The sequence below is a fragment of the Janibacter alkaliphilus genome, assembly GCF_013408565.1.
GTDB classification, from domain to species: domain Bacteria; phylum Actinomycetota; class Actinomycetes; order Actinomycetales; family Dermatophilaceae; genus Janibacter; species Janibacter alkaliphilus.
Window position 1 is genome coordinate 2,655,238 of the sequence record NZ_JACBZX010000001.1, and the last position, 23,509, is coordinate 2,678,746.

General features: G+C 74.1%; 21 protein-coding genes and 1 riboswitch. Of the genes, 12 read left to right on the top strand and 9 right to left on the bottom strand.

Going from position 1 to position 23,509, the window contains the following annotated elements; all coding sequences use genetic code 11:
- Nucleotides 1–36: 36 nt before the first annotated feature.
- The 3 genes from BJY28_RS12655 to BJY28_RS16675 are packed head-to-tail and all read right to left on the bottom strand — an operon-like array spanning nucleotide 37 to nucleotide 4,710.
- On the bottom strand, nucleotides 37–1,272 hold the full coding sequence (locus tag BJY28_RS12655) for an FAD-binding oxidoreductase (protein WP_179463319.1): 1,236 nt from the start codon (nucleotides 1,270–1,272) through the stop codon (nucleotides 37–39).
- A complete protein-coding gene (locus tag BJY28_RS12660) occupies nucleotides 1,269–2,549 on the bottom strand; it encodes an aromatic ring-hydroxylating oxygenase subunit alpha (RefSeq protein ID WP_179463320.1) in 1,281 nt (426 codons plus the stop codon). Before BJY28_RS12660 ends, BJY28_RS12655 begins: the two co-directional genes overlap by 4 nt.
- Nucleotides 2,550–2,577: 28 nt before the next feature.
- Nucleotides 2,578–4,710, bottom strand: a complete 2,133-nt coding sequence (locus tag BJY28_RS16675) for an oxidoreductase (protein WP_343037103.1) — start codon at nucleotides 4,708–4,710, stop codon at nucleotides 2,578–2,580.
- Between BJY28_RS16675 and BJY28_RS12670 the strand changes: the two genes are divergently transcribed.
- Nucleotides 4,709–5,638, top strand: a complete 930-nt coding sequence (locus BJY28_RS12670) for a LysR family transcriptional regulator (protein ID WP_179463321.1) — start codon at nucleotides 4,709–4,711, stop codon at nucleotides 5,636–5,638. The two genes, BJY28_RS16675 and BJY28_RS12670, sit on opposite strands and share 2 nt — an antisense overlap.
- Here BJY28_RS12670 and BJY28_RS12675 read toward each other — a convergent pair.
- On the bottom strand, nucleotides 5,635–6,774 hold the full coding sequence (locus BJY28_RS12675; RefSeq protein WP_179463322.1) for a MalY/PatB family protein: 1,140 nt from the start codon (nucleotides 6,772–6,774) through the stop codon (nucleotides 5,635–5,637). The two genes, BJY28_RS12670 and BJY28_RS12675, sit on opposite strands and share 4 nt — an antisense overlap.
- Nucleotides 6,775–6,815: 41 nt before the next feature.
- On the opposite strand from BJY28_RS12675, the gene clsA reads away from it, so the two are divergent.
- The 10 genes from clsA (at nucleotide 6,816) to gcvP (ending at nucleotide 15,751) form a co-directional block, all read left to right on the top strand.
- Nucleotides 6,816–7,451, top strand: coding sequence for a cardiolipin synthase ClsA (clsA, locus tag BJY28_RS12680; protein ID WP_343037104.1), 636 nt, complete (start codon nucleotides 6,816–6,818; stop codon nucleotides 7,449–7,451).
- A complete protein-coding gene (locus BJY28_RS16430) occupies nucleotides 7,441–8,433 on the top strand; it encodes a DUF881 domain-containing protein (protein ID WP_179463323.1) in 993 nt (330 codons plus the stop codon). The genes clsA and BJY28_RS16430 overlap by 11 nt, the downstream gene beginning before the upstream one ends.
- Nucleotides 8,430–8,762 (top strand): DUF1290 domain-containing protein, encoded by a 333-nt coding sequence (locus BJY28_RS12690; RefSeq protein ID WP_179463324.1) that lies wholly within the window; start codon nucleotides 8,430–8,432, stop codon nucleotides 8,760–8,762. Before BJY28_RS16430 ends, BJY28_RS12690 begins: the two co-directional genes overlap by 4 nt.
- The gene (locus tag BJY28_RS12695; protein ID WP_179463325.1) at nucleotides 8,759–9,589 is read left to right on the top strand and encodes a DUF881 domain-containing protein; all 831 of its coding nucleotides are present in this window, start codon (nucleotides 8,759–8,761) and stop codon (nucleotides 9,587–9,589) included. The genes BJY28_RS12690 and BJY28_RS12695 overlap by 4 nt, the downstream gene beginning before the upstream one ends.
- Nucleotides 9,590–9,641: 52 nt before the next feature.
- Nucleotides 9,642–10,031: a glycine cleavage system protein GcvH gene (gene gcvH / locus BJY28_RS12700; RefSeq protein ID WP_179463326.1), complete on the top strand. Its 390-nt coding sequence runs from the start codon at nucleotides 9,642–9,644 to the stop codon at nucleotides 10,029–10,031.
- A gap of 107 nt (nucleotides 10,032–10,138) precedes the next feature.
- Complete coding sequence (locus BJY28_RS12705; RefSeq protein WP_179463327.1) at nucleotides 10,139–10,597, top strand: FHA domain-containing protein; 459 nt, start codon at nucleotides 10,139–10,141, stop codon at nucleotides 10,595–10,597.
- 2 nt (nucleotides 10,598–10,599) lie between these two features.
- Nucleotides 10,600–11,301 (top strand): transcriptional regulator FtsR, encoded by a 702-nt coding sequence (gene ftsR, locus BJY28_RS12710; protein ID WP_179463328.1) that lies wholly within the window; start codon nucleotides 10,600–10,602, stop codon nucleotides 11,299–11,301.
- Between the two features lie 102 nt (nucleotides 11,302–11,403).
- Nucleotides 11,404–11,892, top strand: coding sequence for a bifunctional nuclease domain-containing protein (locus BJY28_RS12715; RefSeq protein ID WP_179463329.1), 489 nt, complete (start codon nucleotides 11,404–11,406; stop codon nucleotides 11,890–11,892).
- 215 nt (nucleotides 11,893–12,107) lie between these two features.
- Nucleotides 12,108–12,641 (top strand): MerR family transcriptional regulator, encoded by a 534-nt coding sequence (locus tag BJY28_RS12720; RefSeq protein WP_179464127.1) that lies wholly within the window; start codon nucleotides 12,108–12,110, stop codon nucleotides 12,639–12,641.
- A gap of 40 nt (nucleotides 12,642–12,681) precedes the next feature.
- A riboswitch (glycine riboswitch) is annotated at nucleotides 12,682–12,772 on the top strand.
- Nucleotides 12,773–12,841: 69 nt separating this feature from the next.
- Nucleotides 12,842–15,751, top strand: a complete 2,910-nt coding sequence (gene gcvP, locus BJY28_RS12725; RefSeq protein WP_179463330.1) for an aminomethyl-transferring glycine dehydrogenase — start codon at nucleotides 12,842–12,844, stop codon at nucleotides 15,749–15,751.
- A gap of 212 nt (nucleotides 15,752–15,963) precedes the next feature.
- Here the strand turns inward: gcvP and BJY28_RS12730 are convergent, their stop codons facing one another.
- From BJY28_RS12730 to BJY28_RS12745, 4 genes are all read right to left on the bottom strand, one after another.
- Entirely contained in the window at nucleotides 15,964–16,326 is a 363-nt protein-coding gene (locus BJY28_RS12730) for a VOC family protein (RefSeq protein ID WP_179463331.1), read from the bottom strand.
- Between the two features lie 121 nt (nucleotides 16,327–16,447).
- On the bottom strand, nucleotides 16,448–19,528 hold the full coding sequence (locus tag BJY28_RS12735; protein WP_179463332.1) for an AAA family ATPase: 3,081 nt from the start codon (nucleotides 19,526–19,528) through the stop codon (nucleotides 16,448–16,450).
- Nucleotides 19,525–20,709 carry an exonuclease SbcCD subunit D gene (locus BJY28_RS12740; protein WP_179463333.1) on the bottom strand — a complete coding sequence of 395 codons (1,185 nt, stop codon included), beginning with the start codon at nucleotides 20,707–20,709 and terminating at the stop codon, nucleotides 19,525–19,527. The genes BJY28_RS12735 and BJY28_RS12740 overlap by 4 nt, the downstream gene beginning before the upstream one ends.
- 60 nt (nucleotides 20,710–20,769) lie before the next feature.
- Nucleotides 20,770–21,156 (bottom strand): DUF1304 domain-containing protein, encoded by a 387-nt coding sequence (locus tag BJY28_RS12745; RefSeq protein ID WP_179463334.1) that lies wholly within the window; start codon nucleotides 21,154–21,156, stop codon nucleotides 20,770–20,772.
- A gap of 112 nt (nucleotides 21,157–21,268) precedes the next feature.
- On the opposite strand from BJY28_RS12745, the gene BJY28_RS12750 reads away from it, so the two are divergent.
- The gene (locus BJY28_RS12750) at nucleotides 21,269–22,750 is read left to right on the top strand and encodes a glutamate-cysteine ligase family protein (RefSeq protein ID WP_179463335.1); all 1,482 of its coding nucleotides are present in this window, start codon (nucleotides 21,269–21,271) and stop codon (nucleotides 22,748–22,750) included.
- Nucleotides 22,751–22,808: 58 nt separating this feature from the next.
- On the opposite strand, the gene BJY28_RS12755 is transcribed toward BJY28_RS12750, so the two are convergent.
- A complete protein-coding gene (locus BJY28_RS12755) occupies nucleotides 22,809–23,438 on the bottom strand; it encodes a histidine phosphatase family protein (protein ID WP_343037105.1) in 630 nt (209 codons plus the stop codon).
- Nucleotides 23,439–23,509: the final 71 nt, after the last annotated feature.

Sequence of the window (23,509 nt, forward strand, 5' to 3'; positions counted from 1 at the left end):
CGCGACCACGACGGGGGAGAAGGGGACAGGTGCACGTCAGGCGTCGACGACGACGTCTCCGTCCGGGACGGCGCAGCACGGCAGGAAGGAGCCCTGGGCGATCTCGCGGGGGCGGATCCCACCCTGGTGGTCCATCTCCACCCGACCGGAGAGCAGCGAGCTCTTGCAGGTGCCGCACATCCCTTCGCCGCAGGAGGTGGGGATGGGGATCCCGGCCTCCTGGGCCGCCTCCAGCACGGTCTGCCCGGGCCCGCAGGTCACCTCACGTCCGCTGCGGGCGAAGGTGACCGATGCCGCGCCCGTTGCCGCGTCCGCGGGCGCCACGGCCACGTCCGTCGGGTCGACCACCGCGTCCGCCGCAGCCAGGTCCGCAGCCACCTCCGCCGGCTCGGCCACCGGCACCTCCCGCGCCACGGTCGGGGCGCCGGCCGAGCCCAGCACGAAGCTCTCCTCGTGGCAGCGGGCCGGGTCGGCCCCGAGCTCGGCCAGGGCCTCGCGCACCGCGCTCATGTAGGGCGGCGGGCCGCAGGTGAAGATCTCCCGCTGCGCCAGGTCGGGCACCGCGGTGGCCAGCAGCTCGGCGCTCACCCGGCCGGTCAGCCCGGGCCAGGGCACCCCGTCGCCGTCCCCCTCGCACACCCAGTGCAGCCGCAGCCCGGGATGCACCAGACTCATCGCCTCGAGCTCGGAGCGGGCGAGCAGGTCCTGCGGGGTGCGGGCGCAGTGCACGACGACGACGTCCATCGGGTCGCCGAGGTCGGCGACGGTGCGCAGGGTGCTCAGCGTGGGGGTGATCCCGCTGCCGCCCGAGAGCAGCAGGTAGCGCGCAGCCGGGTGCTCGACCACGGAGAAGGCGCCGCGCGGTCCGGTGGCGTGGACCCGGTCGCCGGGGCGCAGCCGGTCGTGGATCCACCCGGAGACCTCTCCGCCGGGCACCCGCTTGACGGTGATCGTCAGCAGGTGCGGCCGGGTCGGGGGAGAGGAGATGGTGTAGCAGCGCTCCACCCGCCGCCCGTCGATGTCGACGCCGAGGGTCAGGTACTGCCCGGGGGAGAAGGCCACGCCGCCCAGGCGCGTGGGCTGCAGCACGACGGTCACCGTGTCGTGGGTGACCGGCAGCACCCGGCGGCACACCAGCTCCTGGTCCAGGTCCGCCTCGGGCGGGAGCAGGCCGGCGCCCAGGGGCTCGGTCTCGACCGGCCACCCGGCCGGGTCCGTGCTGCTCGGTGCCGGGGTGGCGGGTGCCGGGGTGAAGATCGGGGCGTGGCTCATCGGGCGACCTCCTCGCGCATGCGGGCGACGTACCAGGAGACGAAGGCGTCCACGTCCCCTTCGGCCTCGGTGTACGGGCCGGGCTCGTAGGCCGGGTCGCTCACCCCGGCCTGGGTCAGGGCGACGAAGGCGCCGTCCTCCTCGTTGGTGCGCCGCCACACCTCGGTGAGCGCGTCGACGTCGTAGTCGACCCCCTCGACGGCGTCCTCGTGGACCAGCCAGGTGGTGCGCACCAGGGTGCGGTCCGGGGCGAGCGGCAGCGCCGCGAAGGTGACCACGTGGTCGGCCAGCGCGTGGCACCACAGGTTCGGCTGGACGTGCACGCTGGCCCGCCCCAGCCGCGGCTCGTCGAGGTCGCCGAGCAGCCGCGCGACGAGCCGGGTCCCGTCCCGGCTGAAGGACTCGCCGGCCCCGTCCATCGGCTCGCGCTGCACCCAGAAGCCGGTCGGGCGCTCCAGGTCGCGGACCCGGGCGAAGGGCAGACCGCGGGCCGCGGACATGGTGGCCAGCTCGGCCTCAGCGGCCCGGTACCGCTCGTGCGCCGGCCGCATCCGTGCCGGCACCTGCTCGTCCCGCAGGCCCCAGGTGGGGAAGAAGGTGCAGGTCAGCTCCGGGTGCCCGGACTCGCAGTGGTAGCACTCCCGGTTGTTCTCCATCGTCAGCTTCCAGTTGCCCTGCTCGACGAGGTCGACCTGCGCGGCGACCTTGGTGCGCTCCAGGGCGTGCGGACGAAGGTAGGGCGCGACGACGTCGGCGACCACGTCGATGTCGCTCGGCGGCTCCGCCGCCAGGCAGACGAAGATCAGCCCGGCCACCTCGCGCAGGTGCACCGACAGCAGCGACAGGCAGGCCGGGTCGGTGCCGGCCGCCAGCTGCGGCGCGTGCCGCAGCGCGCCGTCGGTGCCGTAGGTCCACCGGTGGTAGCCGCAGACGATGTTGCCCACCGACCCGCTGGGCTCGGTGACCAGGCGGGAGCCGCGGTGCCGGCAGACGTTGCGGAAGGCTCGCACCTGCCTGTCGTCGTCGCGCAGCACGAGCACCGAGGCGGTGCCCAGGTCGACCGTGCGGTAGTCGCCCTCTTCGGGGATCTCGGCGACGCTGCCGACGAAGATCCACTGCCGCTGCCAGAGCAGCCGCAGGTCGAGCTCGTAGAGCTCGGGGTCGGTGTAGCAGGCCCCCGGCAGCGCCCGGCCCGGTCGGCGGGCGTCCAGCAGGGCGGCCAGGCGGTCCCGGGCGCCCTGGTCGGTCACGGCGGGGCGGGAGGCGAGGGTCGTCATCCAGGCTCCTGGGTCGCTGGTGGTCCGGTCAGATCTGCGCGCACAGCCGCAGGGAGTCGAGGACGGCGGCGTGGATGTTGCGGCTGGCCACGGCGTCACCGACGCGGAAGAGCTGGTAGGTCCCCTCGGGGTGGGTGCGCACCTGCTGCGGGCGCCCGGCCAGCAGCGCCTGGTGGTCCACCTCGCCGAGGTTGCTCGAGCCCGGCACGAGGTCGAGGTAGAGGTCGTCGTTGGGGATGCTGCCGTGCTCGACGACGACGTGGTCGACCACCCGCTCCTGCACCGCGTCGGTGTAGTCGCTGGCCAGGGTGGCCACCAGACGGCCCCCTTCGCCCGCGGCGGCGCGCCGCACCCCGACCAGCCGCCGGGCCAGGGTCAGGGTGACGTCGTGCTCGGCGAAGGCGCGCAGGTAGGCGGGGCTGTTCATCCCGCCGACGCTGATCCCCACGGTCCGCTCCGGGGTGACCAGCTCGACCCGGGCACCGAGGAGCGCCAGGTGCTCGGTGGCGTCCAGGGCCGGCTCACCGCCGTGGTCGTCGAAGACGAGCACCGTCTCCCCGGGGTGGATGCGGCCGGTGCCGCTCATCACGTCCCAGGTGTCCAGCACCAGCTGCTGGCCGGAGGTGAGGAACGTGCGGTCCGGCTGCCCGCCCGTCGCCACGACGACGACGTCGGGGTCGAGCGCCAGCACGTCCTCGGCCTCGACGTAGGCGCCGAAGCGCAGGTCCACCCCGCTGTGCTTGGCCTCGGCGACCCGCCAGTCGATGACCCCCATGAGGTCGCGGCGCCGCCGCGAGGTCGCGGCCAGCAGCACCTGCCCGCCAGGACGGTCGGCCGCCTCCAGCAGGCTCACCTCGTGGCCGCGCTCGCCGAGCACCCGGGCGGCCTCCAGCCCGGCCACCCCGGCGCCGACGACGACGGCGCGTCGACGCCGCCCCACCGTGGGGGCGATGACGTGCGGCAGCGACAGCTCGCGGCCGGTCGCCGGGTTGTGCAGGCACTTGGCGTCCCCGGACTCGTAGATCGCGTCCAGGCAGTAGCTGGCCCCCACGCACGGACGCACCCGGTCCTCCTCGCCACGGGCCACCTTCGCCACCAGGTGCGGGTCGGCCAGCTGCGGGCGGGTCAGGCCGACGAGGTCGAGCAGCCCCTCGCGCACCGCGTGCCGGGCGGTGGCCACGTCACCGATGCGGGCGGCGTGCATCACCGGCACCCCGAGCTCGCGCCGGACCTGACCGGCCAGGTCGAGGAAGGGGGCCGACGGGGTGCCCATGGACGGGATGGTCGCGGCCAGCCGGGCGTCGCTGTCCAGACCGCCCTTGATGACCGAGAGGAAGTCCACCCCGTGCTCGATCCAGGTCCGGGCGATCGGCAGGGTGTCCTCGAGGGTCAGCCCGCCCGGCAGGCACTCGTCCATGCTCATCCGCAGCCCGAGCAGCATGTCCGGCCCGACCGCCTCCCGGACCGCGTCCAGCACCCGTCGCCCGAAGACCAGACGGGCCTCGGGGTCGCCGCCGAAGGCGTCGGTGCGCTGGTTGGTCGCCGGCGAGGCCCAGGCGTCGAAGAGGTGGCTGTAGGACTCGATCTCGATGCCGTCCAGCCTTGCCTCCCGGCAGCGGGCCGCGGCCGAGGCGAAGTCGGCGACGATCCGGTCGACGTCCCAGGCCTCGGCGACCTTCGGGAAGGAGCGGTGCTGCGCCTCGCGCATCCGGGAGGGGTAGACCAGCGGCAGCCAGTCACCGGTGAAGTTGCTGCTGCGCCGCCCCAGGTGGGTCAGCTGGATCATCACCGCCGCGCCGTGCTCGTGCACCTCGTCGGTCAGCTGCCGCAGCCAGGGCACCACCTCGTCGCGGTACATGAGCATGTTGCCGAAGGCGGGCGGGCTGTCCGGGGAGACCACCGCGGACCCGCCGATCATCGTCAGGCCGACACCGCCGCGGGCCTTCTCCACGTGGTAGGCGCGGTAGCGCTCCTTCGGCATGCCGTCGACCGTGTACGCCGGCTCGTGCGAGGTGCTGACCACCCGGTTGCGCAGGGTCACCTGACCCAGCTGGTAGGGCTCCAGGAGCGGGTCGGCGAGGTGCATGTCGCCAGCGTGGACCCGGGTGGTCCCGGAGAACCAGCGCGCGCTTTTGGAGATGACCGTGCAATCATCTCGCATGATCGACCGTCGGCTGCGGATCCTCCAGGTCGTCGCCGAGCGCGGCACCATCTCGGCCGCCGCCGACGACCTCGGCTACACCCCCTCGGCGGTCTCCCACCAGCTGCGCACGCTCGCCCGCGACCTCGGGGTGCGGCTGCTGGAGCCGGCCGGCCGCAACGTACGCCTCACCCCGGCGGCCCGGGTGCTGCTGCAGCGCACCGAGGGGCTGATGACCTCCTGGGAGCAGATCCGGGCCGAGGTGCTGCAGGTCTCCAGCGGTCGGCTCGGGCACCTGCGGATGGCCGGCTTCTCCACGGCGGCCTCCGCGCTGCTGGCCCCGGTGGCGGCGACCGCTCGGCAGGTCTTCCCGCAGTCCGAGATCGAGGTCATCGAGGCCGACCCGGACACCTGCTTCGACCTGCTGCTGGCCGAGCAGGCCGACGTCGTGGTCGTCGTCGGCCTGGAGCGGCTGCCCGCGACGCTCGACGTGCGCTTCGAGCAGCACGCCCTGCTCGCCGACCCGCTGGACCTGCTGGTGCCCCCCGACCACGCCCTGGCCCACCAGGAGGAGGTGACCCTCGCCGATGCGGCCGGCGAGGACTGGATCATGGCCCGGCCCGGCGGCCCGTACCACCGGCTGGCGACCAGCGCCTGCCACGCGGCCGGCTTCCTGCCGCGTCAGACCCACCGGGCGATGGAGTGGGACACCTGCTCCGCTCTCGTCGCCGCCGGGCTCGGCGTGGCGCTCATCCCACGGCTGGCCCGGATCCCGGAGGCGGACGGGCTGGTCCGGGTGCCACTGCTCGGGCCGTCGCCGCCGATGCGCTACCTGCGGATGTGCATCCGCCACGGCGCGGCCGAGCAACCCGAGGTGGCGCACGCCCTGACCGCGCTGCGCGAGGTGGCCGACCGGGTGCGGGTGGCCCGCGACCCGGCCACCGGCTAGAGCGCGCGGGCGATCCGGGTGACCGCCTCGGTGATGATCTGCGGAGAGGTGGCCAGGTTCATCCGGACGAAGCCCTCGCCGCCGGGGCCGAAGGTGGGGCCGTCGTTGAGGGCCACCCGCGCCTGCTGCAGGATCCGGGCGGCGTCCAGCCCGAGCTCCGAGACGTCCAGCCAGGCCAGGTAGGTCGCCTCCATCGGCCGCCAGCGCACCTGCGGCAGGTGCTCGGCGAGCAGCTCGCCGAGCAGGGCGCGGTTGGCGTCGAGGTCGCTGACCAGGTCGGCCAGCCAGGCGTCGCCGTCGCGCATCGCCGCGGCATGCACCCGCATCGCCACGTGCCCGACGGTGTAGTCGACCTCGTCGGGCATCCCGGCCAGCAGGTGCGCGGCGTCGGGCCCGGCGAGCACCGCCCCGGCCTTGAGGCCGGCGAGGTTGTACCCCTTCGCCGGGGAGATCGAGACCAGCGCCTCGGCGCCCTCGTCCAGGCTCAGCACCGAGGTGAAGCGTGCCCCCGGCAGCACCAGCGGGGCGTGGATCTCGTCCGAGACGACGCTGACCCGGTGCTCCCGCGCCAGGGTGAGCACGGCCCGGAGCTCCTCCGGGGTGTGCGCCACCCCGGTCGGGTTGTGCGGGTTGGCCAGCAGCAGCGCCGCGCGGCCGTCCGGGCCGCGCTCCAGCCCGGCGAAGGTGGCCTCCAGCGCGGCCAGGTCGAGGCGCCCGGCGGCGCCCAGCGGGCAGGTGACCAGCCGCCGGCCGGTGCCCCGGACGGCGGCGTGGAAGGGCGGGTAGACCGGGGTGGTGATCACCACCGGGTCGCCGGGCCCGGTGACCAGCCGCAGCGACTCACGCACCCCGGACATGACGTCCACGGCCAGCCGCGCCCGGGAGGTCGGCACGTCGACGCCGAAGGAGCGGCGCGCCCAGCCGGTGACCGCCTGCAGGTAGTCCGGACCCACCGGGTAGCCCAGGTCGCCGTCCTCGGCGATCCGGCGCAGCTCGGCGACCACCGGGGGCGCCGGCTCCGCGTCCATCTCGGCCACCCACAGCGGGAGCACGTCCGGCCCGTGCGCCCGCCACTTCATGCTCGTGCGTCGCGCGCGCAGCTGCGCCTCGTCCTGGGTCAGCACCAACCGCTCCATGCCACCACTCTCCCAGCCGGACCAGCCCGTACCCTGGGCGGGTGAGCAGGGACGAGAGCGGGGTGGCGGCGCCGACCGACCCCTCCGACCATTCCCACCCGCCGCGCCGGAGCAGCCCGTGGACCGTGCCCAACGCGCTGTCCGCGCTGCGCCTGGTCGGCGTCCCGGTCTTCCTCTGGGCCATCCTCACCGAGCACGACGGCATCGCCGTGGTCACCCTCATGCTCTCCGGGATCACCGACTACCTCGACGGCAAGATCGCCCGCCGGTTCAACCTCACCTCGGCGCTCGGGGCGGTGCTGGACCCGGTGGCCGACCGGCTCTACATCTTCACCACGGTGCTCGGCCTGGCCTACCGCGAGATCATCCCGTGGTGGCTGGTCGCCGTGCTCGTCGGCCGGGACGTGCTGCTGTCGCTGCTGCTGCTGACCGTCCGCCGGGTCCGTCGGCACGGGCTGCCGGTGCACTTCGTCGGCAAGGCGGCCACCTTCAACCTGCTCTACGCCTTCCCGCTGCTGCTGCTGGCCGACGGCAGCGGCACCCTGGCGGAGGTCTCCCGCGCGGTCGGCTGGGGCTTCACCTGGTGGGGGATCGGCCTCTACTGGGTCTCGGCGCTGATCTACGCGCTCGAGGTGCTCACCGTCCTCGGCAACCGGGGGAGGGTCCGTGCCGCCTGAGCCGCACCGCCGCCGCCCCGAGGACCAGAGCGCGCCCAGCCGTCCCGGGACCTCGCTGCCGCCGGACCTCGACGAGGACGAGGCCGAGTACGCCGACGCCGCCAGCGGTCACCGGCACACCCGCGACCCGCGGGCCTCGATGACGCTGATCACCTCGATGCTCGAGCGCCCGCTCGACCCGGGCTACGCCGCCGCGGCCGAGCAGCGCGAGGCCGCCGGGCTGCCCCGGGCCACCTCCTGGCGCAGCCCGCGGCTGCTGGTGTGGATGATCGTCCTCGGCCTCGTCGTCGGGATCAGCGCGGCGGCGCTGCGCGACCGCGACGGGCAGCGCCAGGAGGCCCGCGACGGGCTGATCGCCCAGATCCAGGCCCGACAGGGCGGGGTGGAGCAGGAGAGCGAGCAGGCCCGGGCGCTGCAGCGGCAGATCGACCTGGCCGCCGGCGACGTCGGCGAGGGCAGCACGGTGCAGCGGCTGCGGGTGGCCAACGGCGCGGTGGCCGTGCGCGGGCCGGGCCTGCGGATCACCCTCGACGACGCCCCCGGCAGCGGCACCAGCGCCGACGGCGACCCGCGCAGCAGCGAGGACGACGACGGCCGGGTGCTCTCCCGCGACCTGCAGATCGTCACCAACGGGCTGTGGGAGAGCGGCGCCGAGTCGATCGCCATCAACGGGCAGCGGCTCACCTCGCGCAGCGCCATCCGCTTCGCCGGGGACGCCATCCTCGTCAACTTCCGCCCGCTGACCCGGCCCTACGTCATCGAGGCGGTCGGCGACCCCGAGGGCATGCAGAGCGCCTTCGCGGCCGGCGACGCCGGCCCGTACCTCACCGGGCTGCAGACCAACTTCGACGTGCAGACCTCGCTGACCGTCCAGGACGAGCTCACCCTGCCCAGCGCCGTCATCGCCACGACCCGCTACGCCACCGTCCCGGAGGCCGACCGCGAGTCACCGACCATCACCCCCAGCGAGGAGGACCAGTGATCCCCGCCTTCGGTCTCGTCGCCGGCATCGTCATCGGGCTGGTGCTCCAGCCCGACGTGCCGGTGTGGCTGCAGCCCTACCTGCCGATCGCCGTGATCGCCGCCCTGGACGCCGTCTTCGGTGCGGTCCGGGCGGCTCTCGACGGCATCTTCAACGACAAGGTCTTCGTCGTCTCCTTCCTCTCCAACGTCGTCGTCGCCGCCTTCATCGTCTTCCTCGGCGACCAGCTCGGGGTCGGCAGCCAGCTCTCCACCGGGGTCGTCGTCGTCCTCGGGGTGCGGATCTTCTCCAACGTCGCCTCGATCCGCCGGCACCTCTTCTCGGCATGAGCAGCACCCGCTACCGACCCACCCCACCGGAGCCCCCCGAGGGTCGCGAGCCGGGGGAGCGAGCGAGCGAGCCCGACGTGGAGCGCTCGGCGGCCCGGCGCGCCTGGGCCCGGCTCTTCCTCATCGCCCGGCCGCGGGCGACCCGGGCCAACGTCTTCGCGCTGCTGCTGGCGCTGGGGCTCGGGTTCGCCATCGCCACCCAGGTCCGGCAGACCCAGGAGCAGGGGCTGGAGGAGCTGCGTCAGGACGAGCTGGTGCGCATCCTCGACGACGTCTCCCAGAACGGCTCCCGCCTCGAGGACGAGATCGCCGAGCTGGAGCGCACCCGGGACGGGCTGATCGAGGGCGGCGGCTCCCAGGAGGCCATCGACGCCGCCCAGGAGCGGATCGACACCCTCGGCATCCTCGCCGGCACCGAGCCGGCCACCGGCCCCGGTATCCGGCTGACGATCACCGACCCGGACCAGATGCTCGACGCGGCGACGCTGCTGGACACCGTGCAGGAGCTGCGCGACGCCGGCGCCGAGGCGATGCAGGTCGGCGACGTGCGGATCGTCGCCAGCACCCACTTCACCGACGTCGGCGGCCAGGTCGAGGCGGACGGCACCCGCCTGCAGGCGCCCTACGAGCTGCTCGTCATCGGTGACCCGCGGACGATGTCCTCGGCGCTGGAGATCCCGGGAGGGGTCGCCGAGAACGTCCGCGGCAAGGGCGGCGAGGCGCGCATCGAGGAGCTGGACACGGTCGACGTGACCGCGTTGCACACCGTTTCGGCACCTCGTTACGCTCAGCCCGTCCCGGAGCCGTCGGACGACGACTCTCCCTGAGACACCGTGAGACACCGCGAGACCCCGCGTGACACCGACCGGCAGGAGTGACATGAGCGACGCCACCTACCCCGAGGACCTGCGCTACACCACCGACCACGAGTGGGTGAAGGAGACCGGGGAGGGCACCGTGCGGATCGGCATCACCGACTACGCCCAGGACGCCCTCGGCGACGTCGTCTACGTCTCGCTGCCGGCCGTGGGCGACAGCCTCTCCGCCGGCGACACCTGCGGCGAGGTCGAGTCGACGAAGTCGGTCAGCGACGTCTACGCCCCGCTGGCCGGTGAGGTCACTGCCGTGAACGCGGCCCTGGACGCCACCCCCGAGCTGGTCAACAGCGACCCCTACGGCGAGGGCTGGATGTACGAGATCCGTCTGGGCGAGGGCGCCGACCTCTCCGGGCTGCTGGACGCCAGCGGCTACCAGGAGCAGCTCGGCTGATCGGTTCGGCAGGGCGCGGACCAGCCGGTTCGCGTGACCGGGGGGAGCCTTCGGCGCTACCCTCGCACAGTCAGCGGCGCCCCGGCGTCATCGAGGAGGAGGACGGCATGAGCGAGCAGGACGGCGTCGAGCGGGCACCGCGCCAGGACCCGGCGACCCAGCAGTTCAGCGGGATCGGCGCCGAGCAGCCGGCCACGGACGCGCCGGTCGGTGACCTGCACCTCAGCCGCGAGGAGCAGGCGACTGTCGATGCGCTGCGCCCGGGCAACGCCCTGCTCATCGTGCTGCGCGGCCCCAACACCGGCGCCCGCTTCCTGCTCGACGACGCCGAGGTCTCCACCGGGCGCAGCCCGAAGAGCGACATCTTCCTCGACGACGTCACCGTCTCCCGCAAGCACGCCGTCTTCACCCGCGACGGCGACGGCTTCGCGGTCCGCGACGTGGGCTCGCTCAACGGCACCTACGTCAACCGGGAGCGCATCGACACCACCGCGCTGCGCACCGGCGACGAGGTGCAGATCGGCAAGTTCCGCCTGGTCTACTACGCCAGCGCCACGCAGTCCTGACCGTGGCGGGCGACGACCGCGACCTCATCGGGATCGGTGCGGTCCTGGAGCGGCTGCAGCCGGACTTCCCCGACGTCACGATCAGCAAGATCCGCTTTCTCGAGTCCGAGGGGCTGATCACCCCCGCCCGGGCCCGCTCCGGCTACCGCCGCTACGGCCCCGCCGACCTGGAGCGGCTGCGCTTCGTGCTCACCGCCCAGCGGGACCGGTTCTGGCCGCTGAAGGTCATCCGGGAGCGCCTCGAGGCGATGGACCGCGGCCTCGTCCCCGACGACGACGGGCAGCCGGTGGTGCCGGCCGCGGCAGACCCGGCGCCCGCGGTGGCCGCCCCGCTCGCCCCGCTGCGGCTCACCGCCGCCGAGCTGTGCCGCTCCGCCGGGATCGACGAGGACACCTACCGCGAGCTGGTCTCCTACGGGCTGGTCGACGGCACCGCGGAGCACCACGACGCGGCCACCCTGGAGGTGGCCCGGGCCGCCGGCGCCCTCGTCGGCGCCGGCATCGAGGTGCGGCATCTGCGGGCCTTCCGCACCGCCGCCGAGCGTGAGATCGGGCTGGTCGAGCACGTCCTGGGCACGCGCGGGCTGCGCGGCCGGGAGGCGCGCGCTGACGGGGTCGACGACGGTGCCGCCGCCGAGACGGTCGCCCAGGAGTGCCTCGACCTGCACCTGGCGCTGCTGCGCCGCGAGCTCGACCGGCTCTGAACCTCGGTCGGGCCGACCTGCCCCGGGCCTGGTCGCAGGCCTCGTCGCAGGCCGTGGGCGCGGCCGGTCCACCGCCGCCGGGTCCGGGGATACGGTAGGAGCGTGAAGTCCCTCGATGTCCTCGGCGTCCGGGTCGAGATGCCCACCTCCCAGCCGATCGTGCTGCTGCGCGAGCGCGACGGCTCGCGCCACCTGCCCATCTGGATCGGCGCCGCCGAGGCGACCGCCATCGCCTACGCCCAGGAAGGGGTGGTCCCGCCCCGTCCGCTGACCCACGACCTGCTCGTCGACGTCATCGAGGCGCTGGGCCGCCGGCTGGCCACCGTGCGCATCGACGCCGTCGTCGACGGGGTCTTCCACGCCACGCTGGTCCTCGACGACGAGACCGAGATCGAGTCCCGCTCCTCCGACGGGATCGCGCTGGCGCTGCGGGCGGGCAGCGAGATCGTCTGCCCCGAGGACCTGCTCGACGAGGCCGGCATCGAGTCCGAGGTGGAGGAGGACGAGGTCGCCCGCTTCAAGGAGTTCCTCGACGAGGTCTCGCCGGAGGACTTCGAGCAGCCCGGTGGGCAGGCGCCCGGCGCGACCTGATCGTTACCCGACACGCACGAGCGCGGGGACCCGGTGGTCGTTGACGCCCCCCGTCCCTCGTCGTAGCGTCGAAGCACACCGGTATCCCACCGGTGTCATCCGGTCCGGCCCGAGGGCCAGACCGTCGCAGGAGAGGACCCGCCGTGGACGCCGAGAACGACGCCGTGACCACCTCGCCCACGCCGGTGAGCACCGCGACGCCCGGCCGCCAGGGGATGCTCTTCGACGACGACCTGCCCGAGCTCAGCGAGGACATCGGCTACCGCGGTCCCGCCGCCTGCAAGGCCGCCGGGATCACCTACCGCCAGCTCGACTACTGGGCCCGCACCGGGCTGGTCGAGCCCTCGGTGCGCGGTGCCGCCGGCTCCGGCAGCCAGCGCCTCTACGGCTTCCGCGACATCCTCGTGCTCAAGGTGGTCAAGCGGCTGCTCGACACCGGGGTCTCGCTGCAGCAGATCCGGGTGGCCATCCAGACCCTGCGCGAGCGCGGCGTCGAGGACCTGGCCCAGATCACCCTGATGAGCGACGGCGCCAGCGTCTACGAGTGCACCTCGGCGGACGAGGTCATCGACCTCGTCCAGGGCGGTCAGGGCGTCTTCGGGATCGCCGTCGGCCGGGTCTGGCGCGAGGTCGAGGGCTCGCTCATGGAGCTGCCCAGCGAGCGCACCGACGTCGACGACCTCGACGCCGAGCCGGCCGAGGTCCCGGGCGACGAGCTCGGGGCGCGCCGCCGCGCCCGGCTGGCCTGAACGGGCCGACCCGGGCCGCTTGATAGCCTGAGCGCGCCGTTCAACCCGCGAGGGAGAGTCCCCACGACCGGTGGGGCGCCGAAGGGGCAAACTCCCCGGAACCTCTCAGGCGCCAGGACCTCGCGGAGCAGGCACCTCTGGAGCGCGTCGTCGCGTGACAGAAGGGGAGGCCCCGGACCACCGCGCCCCCAGGAGCCTCAGTGAGCACCACCCCCGCCCCCCTCAGCGACTTCGTCGGCCGGCACGTCGGCCCACGCGCCAGCGACCACGAGCCGATGCTGGCCGCCGTCGGCCAGCCCTCGTTGGCGGCCCTGGCCGACCGGGCGGTGCCCGGGGCGATCCGGCAGACCAGCGCCCTGGGGATCGAGCCGGCCAGCTCCGAGCTCGCCGTGGTCGAGGAGCTGCGCGAGATCGCCGGGCGCAACACCGTGGCCACCTCGATGATCGGGCTGGGCTACTACGGCACCATCACCCCGCCGGTGATCCAGCGCAACGTCCTGGAGAACCCGGCCTGGTACACCGCCTACACCCCCTACCAGCCGGAGATCTCCCAGGGACGGCTGGAGGCGCTGCTCAACTTCCAGACGACGGTCTCCGACCTCACCGCGCTGCCGGTCGCCGGCTCCTCGCTGCTGGACGAGGCGACCGCGGCGGCCGAGGCGATGACCCTGATGCGCCGCGGGAGCAAGGCCCCGGACGGGGCGGCGCTGCTCGTCGACGAGAACGTCTTCCCGCAGACCCTGGCGGTCATCGAGACCCGGGCGCGGCCGCTGGGCCTGCCGGTCGTCGTCGCCGACCTCACCGAGGTGACCACGGCGGAGGGGCTGCGCGAGCTCGCCGGCGGCGACGTCTTCGGGGTGCTCGTGCAGCACCCCGGAGCGGACGGCCGGATCCTCGACCGGTCGGCGCTGACCGCGGCCGCGCACGAGGCCGGTGCCCTGGTGACGGCGGCTGCCGACCTGCTGGCGCTGACCCTGCTCACCCCGCCGGGGGAGTGGGGCGCCGACGTCGCCGTCGGGACCACCCAGCGGCTCGGGGTGCCGATGGGCTTCGGCGGGCCGCACGCCGGGTACATCTCGGTGCGCCGGGGGCTGGAGCGCACCCTGCCGGGGCGGCTCGTCGGGGTCTCGGTCGACGACGCCGGCCGGCAGGCCTACCGGCTGGCGCTGCAGACCCGCGAGCAGCACATCCGCCGGGACCGGGCCACCTCGAACATCTGCACCGCGCAGGTGCTGCTGGCCGTGATGGCCTCGATGTACGCGGTCTACCACGGCCCGGACGGGCTGCGCCGGATCGCGCTGCGGGTCCACGGCACCGCCCGCCGGCTCGCCGAGGCGCTGCGCGCGGCCGGCGTCGAGGTCGCCCACGAGGACGTCTTCGACACCCTGCGGGTGGTCGTGCCCGGCCGTGCCGACGCGGTGGTCGCCGCCGCGGCCCGTGACGGGATCAATCTGTGGCGGCACGACGCGGACACCGTGCTGCTCAGCGTCGACGAGACCACCGACCCGGGCGAGCTGGCGAGCGTGGCGGCCGCCTTCGGTGCCTCGCTGGACGGCGGGCACGAGGGGCCGCTGGAGGTGGACTCCAGCCACGCCGACACCGCCGAGCCCACCTGGCCGCAGGCGCTGCGGCGCACCTCGGACTACCTGACCCACCCGGTCTTCCACAGCCACCGCAGCGAGACCGCGATGCTGCGCTACCTGCGGCGCCTGGCCGACCGCGACTTCGCCCTGGACCGGGGGATGATCCCGCTGGGCTCGTGCACGATGAAGCTCAACGCCACCACCGAGATGGTCTCGGTGACCTGGCCCGAGTTCGCGGCGCTGCACCCCTTCGCCCCGGCCGAGCAGACCGTCGGGATCCGGGACCTCGTCGACGAGCTGGCCGGCTGGCTGGCCGAGATCACCGGCTACGACAGCGTCTCGCTGCAGCCCAACGCGGGCTCCCAGGGCGAGCTGGCCGGGCTGCTGGCGATCCGCGCCTACCACGACGCCCGCGGCGACACCGAGCGCCGGATCTGCCTCATCCCGGCCAGCGCGCACGGCACCAACGCGGCCAGCGCGGTGATGGCGGGGATGAAGGTCGTCGTCGTCAAGACCGACTCGATCACCGGCAACGTCGACATGGACGACCTCAAGCACCAGGTCGAGGAGCACCGCGACGACCTCGCCGCGATCATGGTGACCTACCCCTCGACGCACGGGGTCTTCGAGGACACGATCAGCGACCTGTGCGCGATGGTGCACGACGCCGGGGGCCAGGTGTACGTCGACGGCGCCAACCTCAACGCGCTCGTCGGTCTGGCCCAGCCGGGCCGTTTCGGGGCCGACGTCAGCCACCTCAACCTGCACAAGACCTTCTGCATCCCGCACGGTGGCGGCGGGCCGGGGGTGGGTCCGGTGGCGGTGCGCGAGCACCTCAGCCCGCACCTGCCGAACCACCCGCTGGACGAGCTCGCCGGGCCGAAGGGCGGGGTCGGTCCGATCAGCGCCGCGCCGTACGGCTCGGCGAGCATCCTGCCGATCTCGTGGGCCTACGTGCGGCTCATGGGTGGCGCCGGGCTGACCCACGCCACCGAGGTGGCCGTGCTCAACGCCAACTACGTCGCGGCCCGGCTGGCCGAGCACTACCCGGTGCTCTACACCGGTGAGGACGGGCTGGTCGCCCACGAGTGCATCCTCGACCTGCGGCCGCTGACCAAGGAGACCGGGGTGAGCGTCGACGACGTCGCCAAGCGGCTCATCGACTACGGCTTCCACGCCCCGACGATGTCCTTCCCGGTGGCCGGGACGCTCATGGTCGAGCCGACCGAGAGCGAGGACAAGGGCGAGCTGGACCGCTTCTGCGACGCGATGATCGCGATCCGCGAGGAGATCCGGCAGGTGGCCCAGGACGGCGACGTCGAGACCAGCGTGCTGCGCGGCGCGCCGCACACCGCCGCCTCGCTCGCCGAGGACTGGCAGCGCCCCTACGACCGGCAGACCGCGGTCTTCCCGGTCGGCGTCGACGCCGCGGACAAGTACTGGCCGCCGGTGGGCCGGATCGACGGCGCCTACGGCGACCGCAACCTCGTCTGCTCCTGCCCCTCCCCGGACGCCTACGCCGACTGACCCCCACCCCCCCGACCACGACCGCGCACCTCCCCACCACCGCAACCCCCTAGGCAGCTGCATCCGCTCAGGGTGCAAGGTGAGCGTCTGAGGAGAAGGTGAGCGGGTGGGGCGCCGGGTGAGGTCGAAGGGGTCGACCCGGCACCTCGGCCTCGGTCGAGGTGATCCACGCCGACGATCTCGGCGCGCATCACCTCGACCGACCTTCCCTCTCAGGCCGGGTCGTGGGATCCCTCGGGGGCGACGCAGAACTCGTTGCCGTCCGGGTCGGTGAGGGTCACCCAGCGGAAGCCGGAGATCTCACGCGGCCCGAGGCTCGTCGCGCCAGCGGCCACCAGCGCCTCGACCTCCGCATCGACGTCGGCAGCAGCGAGGTCGAGGTGGATCCGGTTCTTCCCCGGGGTGGGGTCATCGACGTGCTGGACCCCCAGTCGCAGGCCTGACGGAAGGGCGACCACCACGAACCAGCCGTCGTTCTCGGCCACCACCTCGCCGTCGGTCCGCTCCGCCCACCAGCGAGCGAGCCGGCGGGGATCGTTGCTGTCGACGGTGATCATCTGCGGTACCAGCACCATGGCTCGACCCTAGGACCGCACCGGTCCGGCGTCGAGGGACGCAGCCGAGCGCAGGTGACGATCGACGTCGTCAGCGAGCGGTGCGCTCAGCACCGGCCGAGCGCGTCACGGGCTAGGTCCGTCAGGCCACCTCGACGAACGACCCGGTCGGGGTCTTGCCGACGTGCACCTGGGTCGGGATCCGGGTGCGCATCTCGGCCACGTGGCTGACCAGGCCCACGGCGCGACCGCCGTCGCGGAGGCCGTCCAGGACGTCGAGCACCTGCTCCAGGCTGTCCTCGTCGAGGGCGCCGAAACCCTCGTCGACGAAGAGGGTCCCGAACTCCCGCCCGCCGGACTCCTCGCGGATGGCGTCGGCGAGCCCGAGTGCGAGCGAGAGCGAGCAGATGAAGGACTCGCCGCCGGAGAGGCTCGTGGTGGGGCGCTCTCGCCCGGTCCACAGATCCTGCACCTTGAGCCCGAGCCCGCCGCGCCGCTGCCCGCGCGCCGACCGGTCGTCGTGGGCGAGCTCGTAGCGACCGTCGGCCATCGCGGTCAGCCTCTCGTTGGCCAGCTCGACGATGCGCTCCAGCCGCGCGGCCAGGACGTAGGTGGACAGCCGCATCCGGCGGTCGTTGTCGGCGCTGGTCCCGGTGACGAGATCGGCGAGCCCCCGGACCAGCCGCGCCCGTTCGTGCGCCGGGCCGACCTGGGCGCACTCGTCCTCGACCCGGGCGCGCACCCCGGCGAAGCGCTGCCGAGCCCCCTCGGCCGAGGCCCGTTCACGGATCGCCGCATCGGCGGCGCGCCGGGTCTCCACGGCTCGCTCCTCCAGAGCGACCAGGTCCGGCGCGTCACCGTCGAGCGCCGCGGCGACCTCTGGATCGGCGAGCACGGTCTCGGCCGCCGCGAGGGTGCGGTGGTGCGAGTCGATGCCGGTGCGGAGACGGTCGATGGTGGCCGGGTCGCGGACCGCTGCGTCGACCGCGTCGACGCCGTCGAACCCGTGCTCGGCGAAGAGACGGTCACGGGCCGTCCCGGCCTGCTCAACCCGGGCGGCCGCAGCGGCCACAGCCTCGGCGGCGGACTCCCAGGCTGCCGCGGCGACGACCGCGGAGCGACCCGTCGACAGGGCATCGGCGACCCCCTGCGCCACGGCCTCCCAACCGTCCGCTGCCCCCGCACCCTCCAGCGCATCGGCCACCTCGGAGAGCCCCGGGGCCGCGACGTCGAGCTCGGCCAGCCGCGAGATCAACGAGCCGATACCGTCGCGCAGCATCGCCAGGCCGTTCGCGATCTCGGCACGGACGGCGGCGAGGGACGTGTCACCAGCCCGCAGCGCGGTGTCCGCATCGCTCAGCGCGGCCTCCGCGGCCTGGGCGACCCGATCGCTCCGAGGCAGCTCGGCTGCAGAGGCCGCCACCGCCGCCCGGTCCTGCTCGGCTGCCCGGCAGGCGGCGAGCAACGTCGGCTCGTCGCGCAGGTCCTCTCCGATCTGCTCCAGCACCGTCTCGTGCCGAGCAACGGTGGCCGCCAGGCGTTCCTCGGCGTCGGCCGAGACGCGCGCGGCCCGCTCGTGCTGGGCCCGGGCGTCGTCGATCTCCGCGACCGTGACGACGCGGGAGCGGTGCGCCGGCCGCGGGTGCTCGGCCGAGCCGCACACCAGGCAGGCCTCGCCGTCGCGCAGCTCCTCGGCCAGCTCGCCGGCCATCTCCTCCAGACGGGCCTGCTGCAGGTCGAGATGGTGCTGACGTCGGTCCTGCTCGCGCTGTCGGGCCTCCTGGGCCTCGCTGCGCTGCTCCGCCGCGGCGGTGGCGAGCCGGTCAGCCTGCTGCCGCCGTCGAAGGACGGCCGACAGGTCGGCCAGCGTGCGCTCGTGCTCCGGGAGCTGCTGTGCCGCGGTGGTGGCGGTCGCCAGCTCCTGACGTGCCTCGGCGAGCGCGGTCGACAGTGCTTCGTGGCGCTCTCGTCGGTCCTCGCGCGCGACGGTCAGCTCGTGCTCGCGACGCCGCAGCGCGGGCAGACGCTCGACGTGCTGCACCCGCACCTGCTGCACAGCCTCGGCCGCCGCGACCAGCCGGTGCTCCCGGTCCTGCTGCGCCTCCGTCCAGGCCGACCAGGCGGCATCGTCCTCGCGCACCGCACTTGCCTCAGGTGCGCGGTGCCGGAGCTCGTGCAGGGCCTCCTCGAGCCGGTGCGTCGCCGCATGGTGCTCGCGCCGTGCCCGTCGCCAGACCTGCACCGCGGGCTCGACCGCACGAGCAGCCTCCGCCCGCCCGAGCTCCCGCTCCGCCTCGGAGATCTCTGCCTCGCGCTCCTGCAGCTCCCGCATCGTGGCACGGGCACGCTCACCCCGCTGGCGCCGCTCCGCGCGGGCCTGCCCCTGGGCGAGCCGCGCGGTCGCCTCTCTCGAGACGGCGACCGTCTGCTCCTCCCGCTCCAGCGCCGCCGCGGCGGCCTCGGCCAGGGCCTCGTCGACACCCGCCAGCGCGCTCGGCAGCTGCTCGGGCCGCATCTCGGTCCAGGTGGGCTGCACCGGGGGCAGCGGGGTGGTGACCGTGGCCAGCTGGTCGAGCAGCGACGCGAGATGCGCACCGAGGCGGTGGTCCGCGGCGCGCACCTCACGCTCGGCCTCGGCGCGCTGAGCGACCAACCACGTCTCGACCCCGGTGTAGTCGGAGATGTCGAAGAGCCGCTCCAGCACGCCGCGCCGCTCCTCGTCGTCCGCGGCGAGGAAGGCGGCGAAGTCGCCCTGCGGGAGCATCACCACCCGCCGGAACTGGGAGAGGTCCATGCCCAGCAGCGAGCGCAGCTCCTCGGCGGCCTCGTCGATGCGGTGGCTGATCTCCACCCAGCGCCCGTCCCGGAGCTCGTCGAGCCAGACCCGGGCGTGCTCCCGGACCGTGCCCTCGCCACGCTTCTTGGGCCGGTGGAACTCCGGCTGCCGGCGGATCCGCAGCCGCCGACCGTCCAGGGTGAGCTCGAGGGTCACCGAGGGCACGCTGCCGGGCGCGGCGTGCTGGCTGTGCAGGCTGGCCCGGGTGCGCTCGCCCGGCACGTCGGCGTAGAGGGCGAAGCAGATGGCGTCGAGCAGGCTGGACTTGCCGGCGCCGGTCGCGCCGTGGACGAGGAAGACTCCGGCTGACGTCAGCGGCTCCAGGTCGAGGCTGACCTCGCCGGCGAAGGGGCCGAAGGCGGTCAGCTCGAGGTGGTGCAGCCTCATGCCGCGCCCCGCCCGCGGGCCCGACCCGTGGGTGCGGCGTCGTCGGCCTGCGGTGCGGCGCGCCGGCCCGACTCCAGGGCCTCGAGCAGCAGCCGCTGCTCCTCCTCGGTGGCGGCGGCGCCGGCCCGGACGTCGGCGACGAAGTCGCAGCACACGTCGACCGGGGCGCGGCGCGCCACCTTCTGGGCGTAGCGCTGCACGGGCACCGGCTGCGCCGAGGGGTCGAAGGCGAGCTGCAGCAGGTGCGGGAAGCGGCGACGAAGGGTGTCCATCGCCCCGACGGGCCGCACCGGGTCGGTGAGGGTCACCTGGACGTAGGCGTCCTCGGCGGCCGTGTGACGGTCGCTGGTGAGCAGCTCGTGCAGCTCGCCGCGCAGCACCGCCAGCGGGCGCTCGGCCGGCGCCTCGACGGTGCTCACCTCGGGACGCCCCAGCTCGTCGAGCTCGACGAGCAGCGACCCCTTCGGCTGGCCCGCCTCGGAGAAGGACATCGCCAGCGGGGACCCGGGGTAGCGAACCCGCTCGTCGAGGGCCTGGGGGCGGTGCAGGTGCCCCAGGGCGGCGTAGCCCACCCCGTCGAAGACTCCTGCCGGGACCACGGCGAGCCCGCCGACCGCGATGTCCCGCTCCGAGTCCGAGGCGGTGCCCCCGCCGGCGAAGCAGTGCGACATCACCACGGTGCGCGGCCCGCGCCCGGCCGCGTCGGCCCGCACCCGGCGCATCGCGGCCTCGAGCACCGCGGTGTGGGTGCGCCCGGTGGCCGCCAGCTCCTCGCCCACCCCGGCCGAGACGGGATCGAGGTAGGGGAGCGGGTAGATCGCCGTGTCGCCGACGAGCACCGGTGTGCCGATCGAGGCGACGTCCGAGCGGATGTGCAGCCCGGAGCGCTGCAGCAGCCCGGAGCCGAAACCCAGGCGCGTCGCCGAGTCGTGGTTGCCGCTGGAGATGACGACCTGCGCGCCGGCGTCCACCAGCCGGGTCAGCGACTCCGAGAGCAGCGCGACCGCGTCCGGCGAGGGCAGCGCCCGGTCGTAGACGTCGCCGGAGACGAGCACCGCGTCGACGCCCTCGGCGCGCACCACCTCCACGAGATGGTCCAGGTAGCGCGCCTGGGCACCCAGCAGCCCGGCACCGTGGAAGCTGCGTCCCAGGTGCCAGTCGGAGGTGTGCAGCAGGCGCATGACCGGCACGCTACGGACAGCCACCGACAGCGCACGGGACGCGCGCCGCAGCGCGCCGGATCAGCCGGTGACGAGCCCCACGAGGAGCAGCAGCACGCTCAGCAGCGGCAGCGCACCCTGCATCGCCGCCGGACGCCGCTTCGCCGGCGAGGACACGCCGAGCACCAGCGCCGCGGCGAGCATCGAGCCGGCCCCGGCCAGCACCAGCGCGGCCCCGACCGCCTCGTCGCCGACGACAAGCAGCACCGCCCCGACGCCGGCCACCACGGAGAGGAAGAGGTTGTAGAAGCCCTGGTTGTAGGCCATCTCCCGGGTGGCCTCGGCCTCCTCGGCGGAGGTGCCGAAGACCGAGCGCGCCGCGCCGGTCCAGGCCACCGACTCCAGGTACCAGATGTAGACGTGCAGCGCGGCGGCCAGCAGCGCCAGGACGGCGGCGGCGATGAGCATGGCGGCAGTATCGCCCGGGAGGCGTCCAGGCTTCGTCACCGACTCCCCGAGCGGCCCTGAGGTGTGCTTGGCTTGGGCGGATCACGTCCGGTCCCGGGTCGAAGGAGACATCGTGGGCAGAGAGACCAGCTCGCTGAGCTACTCGCGCGAGGAGCGTCAGCGCTACCGCGAGAAGGTGCACCAGAACCTCGACGTCTTCGCGCGGATGCTCGCCGAGAGCCACTTCGAGGCCGAGCGTCCGCTGACCGGTCTGGAGATCGAGCTCAACCTCGTCGACGACCACGCCCAGCCCGCCTTCGTCAACGACGAGGTGCTCGAGGCGATCGCCGACCCGGAGTACCAGACCGAGCTGGCGCTCTTCAACATCGAGCTCAACGTCGCCCCGCGACCGCTGCCCGGGGACCAGGCGGAGCGACTGGAGGAGGCGCTGCGCGAGTCGCTCAACCGGGCCGACGCGAAGGCGCGCGAGCAGGGCACCCGGATCGTCCCGGTCGGCATCCTGCCGACGCTGCGCCAGGAGCACTACGCGGGGGAGTGGATCAGCCGGAACAACCGGTACACCGCGCTCAACGACTCGATGATCGGCGCCCGCGGGGAGGACATCGTCATCGACCTGGAGGGTCCGACCGGCGAGCGGGTGCACAGCTACGCCGACTCGATCGCCCCGGAGTCGGCGTGCACCTCGGTGCAGCTGCACCTGCAGGTGAGCCCGCAGGACTTCGCCGACCACTGGAACGCGGCCCAGGCGATCTGCGGCCCGCAGACCGCGGTGGCCGCCAACTCGCCCTTCTTCTTCGGCCGGCGGCTGCACGCGGAGAGCCGGATCGGGGTCTTCGCGCAGGCCACCGACACCCGCCCGGTGGAGCTGAAGAACCAGGGCGTGCGGCCGCGGGTCTTCTTCGGGGAGCGCTGGATCACCTCGATCTTCGACCTCTTCGAGGAGAACGTGCGCTACTTCCCGACGCTGCTCGCCGAGACCGGGGACGAGGACCCGGTGGCGGTGCTCGAGGCCGGTGGCACCCCGGCCCTGGAGGAGCTCAACCTGCACAACGGCACCGTCTACCGGTGGAACCGGCCGATCTACGACTCGGCCGACGGACGCCCGCACGTGCGGGTGGAGAACCGGGTGCTGCCGGCCGGGCCGACGATCCTCGACGTCCTGGCCAACGCCGCCTTCTACTACGGCCTGGTGCGGGCGCTGACGCTGGAGGACCGGCCGATCTGGACCCGGCTCTCCTTCGCCGCGGCGCAGGCCAACTTCGAGACCGCCGCCCGCGACGGCATCGACGCCCGGCTCTACTGGCCGGGGCTGGGCGAGGTCGGCACCGACGAGCTGGTGCTGCGCGAGCTGCTGCCGCTGGCCCGCAGCGGGCTGCAGGACTGGGGCGTGGCCGACGGCGTCATCGAGCGCTACCTCTCGGTGATCGAGGGGCGGTGCACCAGCGGGATGAACGGCGCCGTCTGGCAGACCGAGACGGTGCAGCGGCTGGAGGCGAAGGGGGCGGACCGCGCGGCCGCGCTGGCCGGGATGCTGGAGCGCTACATCGAGCACATGCACACCAACGAGCCGGTGCACACCTGGCCGCTGCCGTGACCCGGGGGCGCTGCTCCCGGCCATCCGCAGGCCGGGAGCGCCGCCGGCCCTCCCGGGGCTACCGCCCGCTGCGGGCGCTGACCGGGACGTTCCAGGAGACGATGCACGGGTCCTCGCGGTAGCGGCCGAGCACGCTGAGCGCGCCCGCCTCGAGGACCAGCTGGGCGGCGAAGTGCGGCGACTTCTCCAGCCAGGTCGCGGTGAGGATGCGCATCGCGTGCCCGTGCCCGACGAGGCAGACGTCCGCCGGCGGGGAGCCGGCCGAGCCGGTGAGCACCGGACGCACCCGGGCCAGCACCCGGGACATCCGGCCGGCGACCTCCTCGGAGGTCTCGCCCGGCGTGGCTCCGGGGCGGATGCTCTCGAAGACGTCCCAGCGCGGTCCCTGCTCCTGGCGCATCTCGTCGGTGGTGCGCCCCTCGGCGTCGCCGTAGTCCCACTCGCGCAGGTCGGTGTCGATCTCCGGGGTGAGCCCGGCCAGCTCGGCGGTGCGTCGGGCCCGCTGCAGGTCCGAGCAGAGCACCAGGCCGAAGCGGTACTCGTGCAGCACCGGCTCCAGCGTGGCCGCGTCGCGCTCGCCCTGCGGGGTCAGCGGCAGGTCGGTCAGGCCGGTGTGCTTGCCGACCTCGCTCCACTCGGTCTGCCCGTGGCGGACGAGGACGAGGCGGCCCGTCTCGGTGTCGGTCATGGCTGGCATCCTAGGTGCGTCCGCAGCGCCGGGCCGCCCGGGCGGTCCGCTGGAGCACGACCGATCGGAGC

Bases quoted from the DNA above. Each gene is read 5' to 3' on its own strand.
- BJY28_RS12655 (WP_179463319.1), bottom strand. From the start codon at position 1,272: ATGAGCCACGCCCCGATCTTCACCCCGGCACCCGCCACCCCGGCACCG.
- BJY28_RS12660 (WP_179463320.1), bottom strand. From the start codon at position 2,549: ATGACGACCCTCGCCTCCCGCCCCGCCGTGACCGACCAGGGCGCCCGG.
- BJY28_RS12670 (WP_179463321.1), top strand. From the start codon at position 4,709: ATGATCGACCGTCGGCTGCGGATCCTCCAGGTCGTCGCCGAGCGCGGC.
- BJY28_RS16675 (WP_343037103.1), bottom strand. From the start codon at position 4,710: ATGCGAGATGATTGCACGGTCATCTCCAAAAGCGCGCGCTGGTTCTCC.
- BJY28_RS12675 (WP_179463322.1), bottom strand. From the start codon at position 6,774: ATGGAGCGGTTGGTGCTGACCCAGGACGAGGCGCAGCTGCGCGCGCGA.
- BJY28_RS12695 (WP_179463325.1), top strand. From the start codon at position 8,759: ATGAGCAGCACCCGCTACCGACCCACCCCACCGGAGCCCCCCGAGGGT.
- gcvH (WP_179463326.1), top strand. From the start codon at position 9,642: ATGAGCGACGCCACCTACCCCGAGGACCTGCGCTACACCACCGACCAC.
- BJY28_RS12705 (WP_179463327.1), top strand. From the start codon at position 10,139: ATGAGCGAGCAGGACGGCGTCGAGCGGGCACCGCGCCAGGACCCGGCG.
- BJY28_RS12720 (WP_179464127.1), top strand. From the start codon at position 12,108: ATGCTCTTCGACGACGACCTGCCCGAGCTCAGCGAGGACATCGGCTAC.
- BJY28_RS12730 (WP_179463331.1), bottom strand. From the start codon at position 16,326: ATGGTGCTGGTACCGCAGATGATCACCGTCGACAGCAACGATCCCCGC.
- BJY28_RS12735 (WP_179463332.1), bottom strand. From the start codon at position 19,528: ATGAGGCTGCACCACCTCGAGCTGACCGCCTTCGGCCCCTTCGCCGGC.
- BJY28_RS12740 (WP_179463333.1), bottom strand. From the start codon at position 20,709: ATGCGCCTGCTGCACACCTCCGACTGGCACCTGGGACGCAGCTTCCAC.
- BJY28_RS12745 (WP_179463334.1), bottom strand. From the start codon at position 21,156: ATGCTCATCGCCGCCGCCGTCCTGGCGCTGCTGGCCGCCGCGCTGCAC.
- BJY28_RS12755 (WP_343037105.1), bottom strand. From the start codon at position 23,438: ATGACCGACACCGAGACGGGCCGCCTCGTCCTCGTCCGCCACGGGCAG.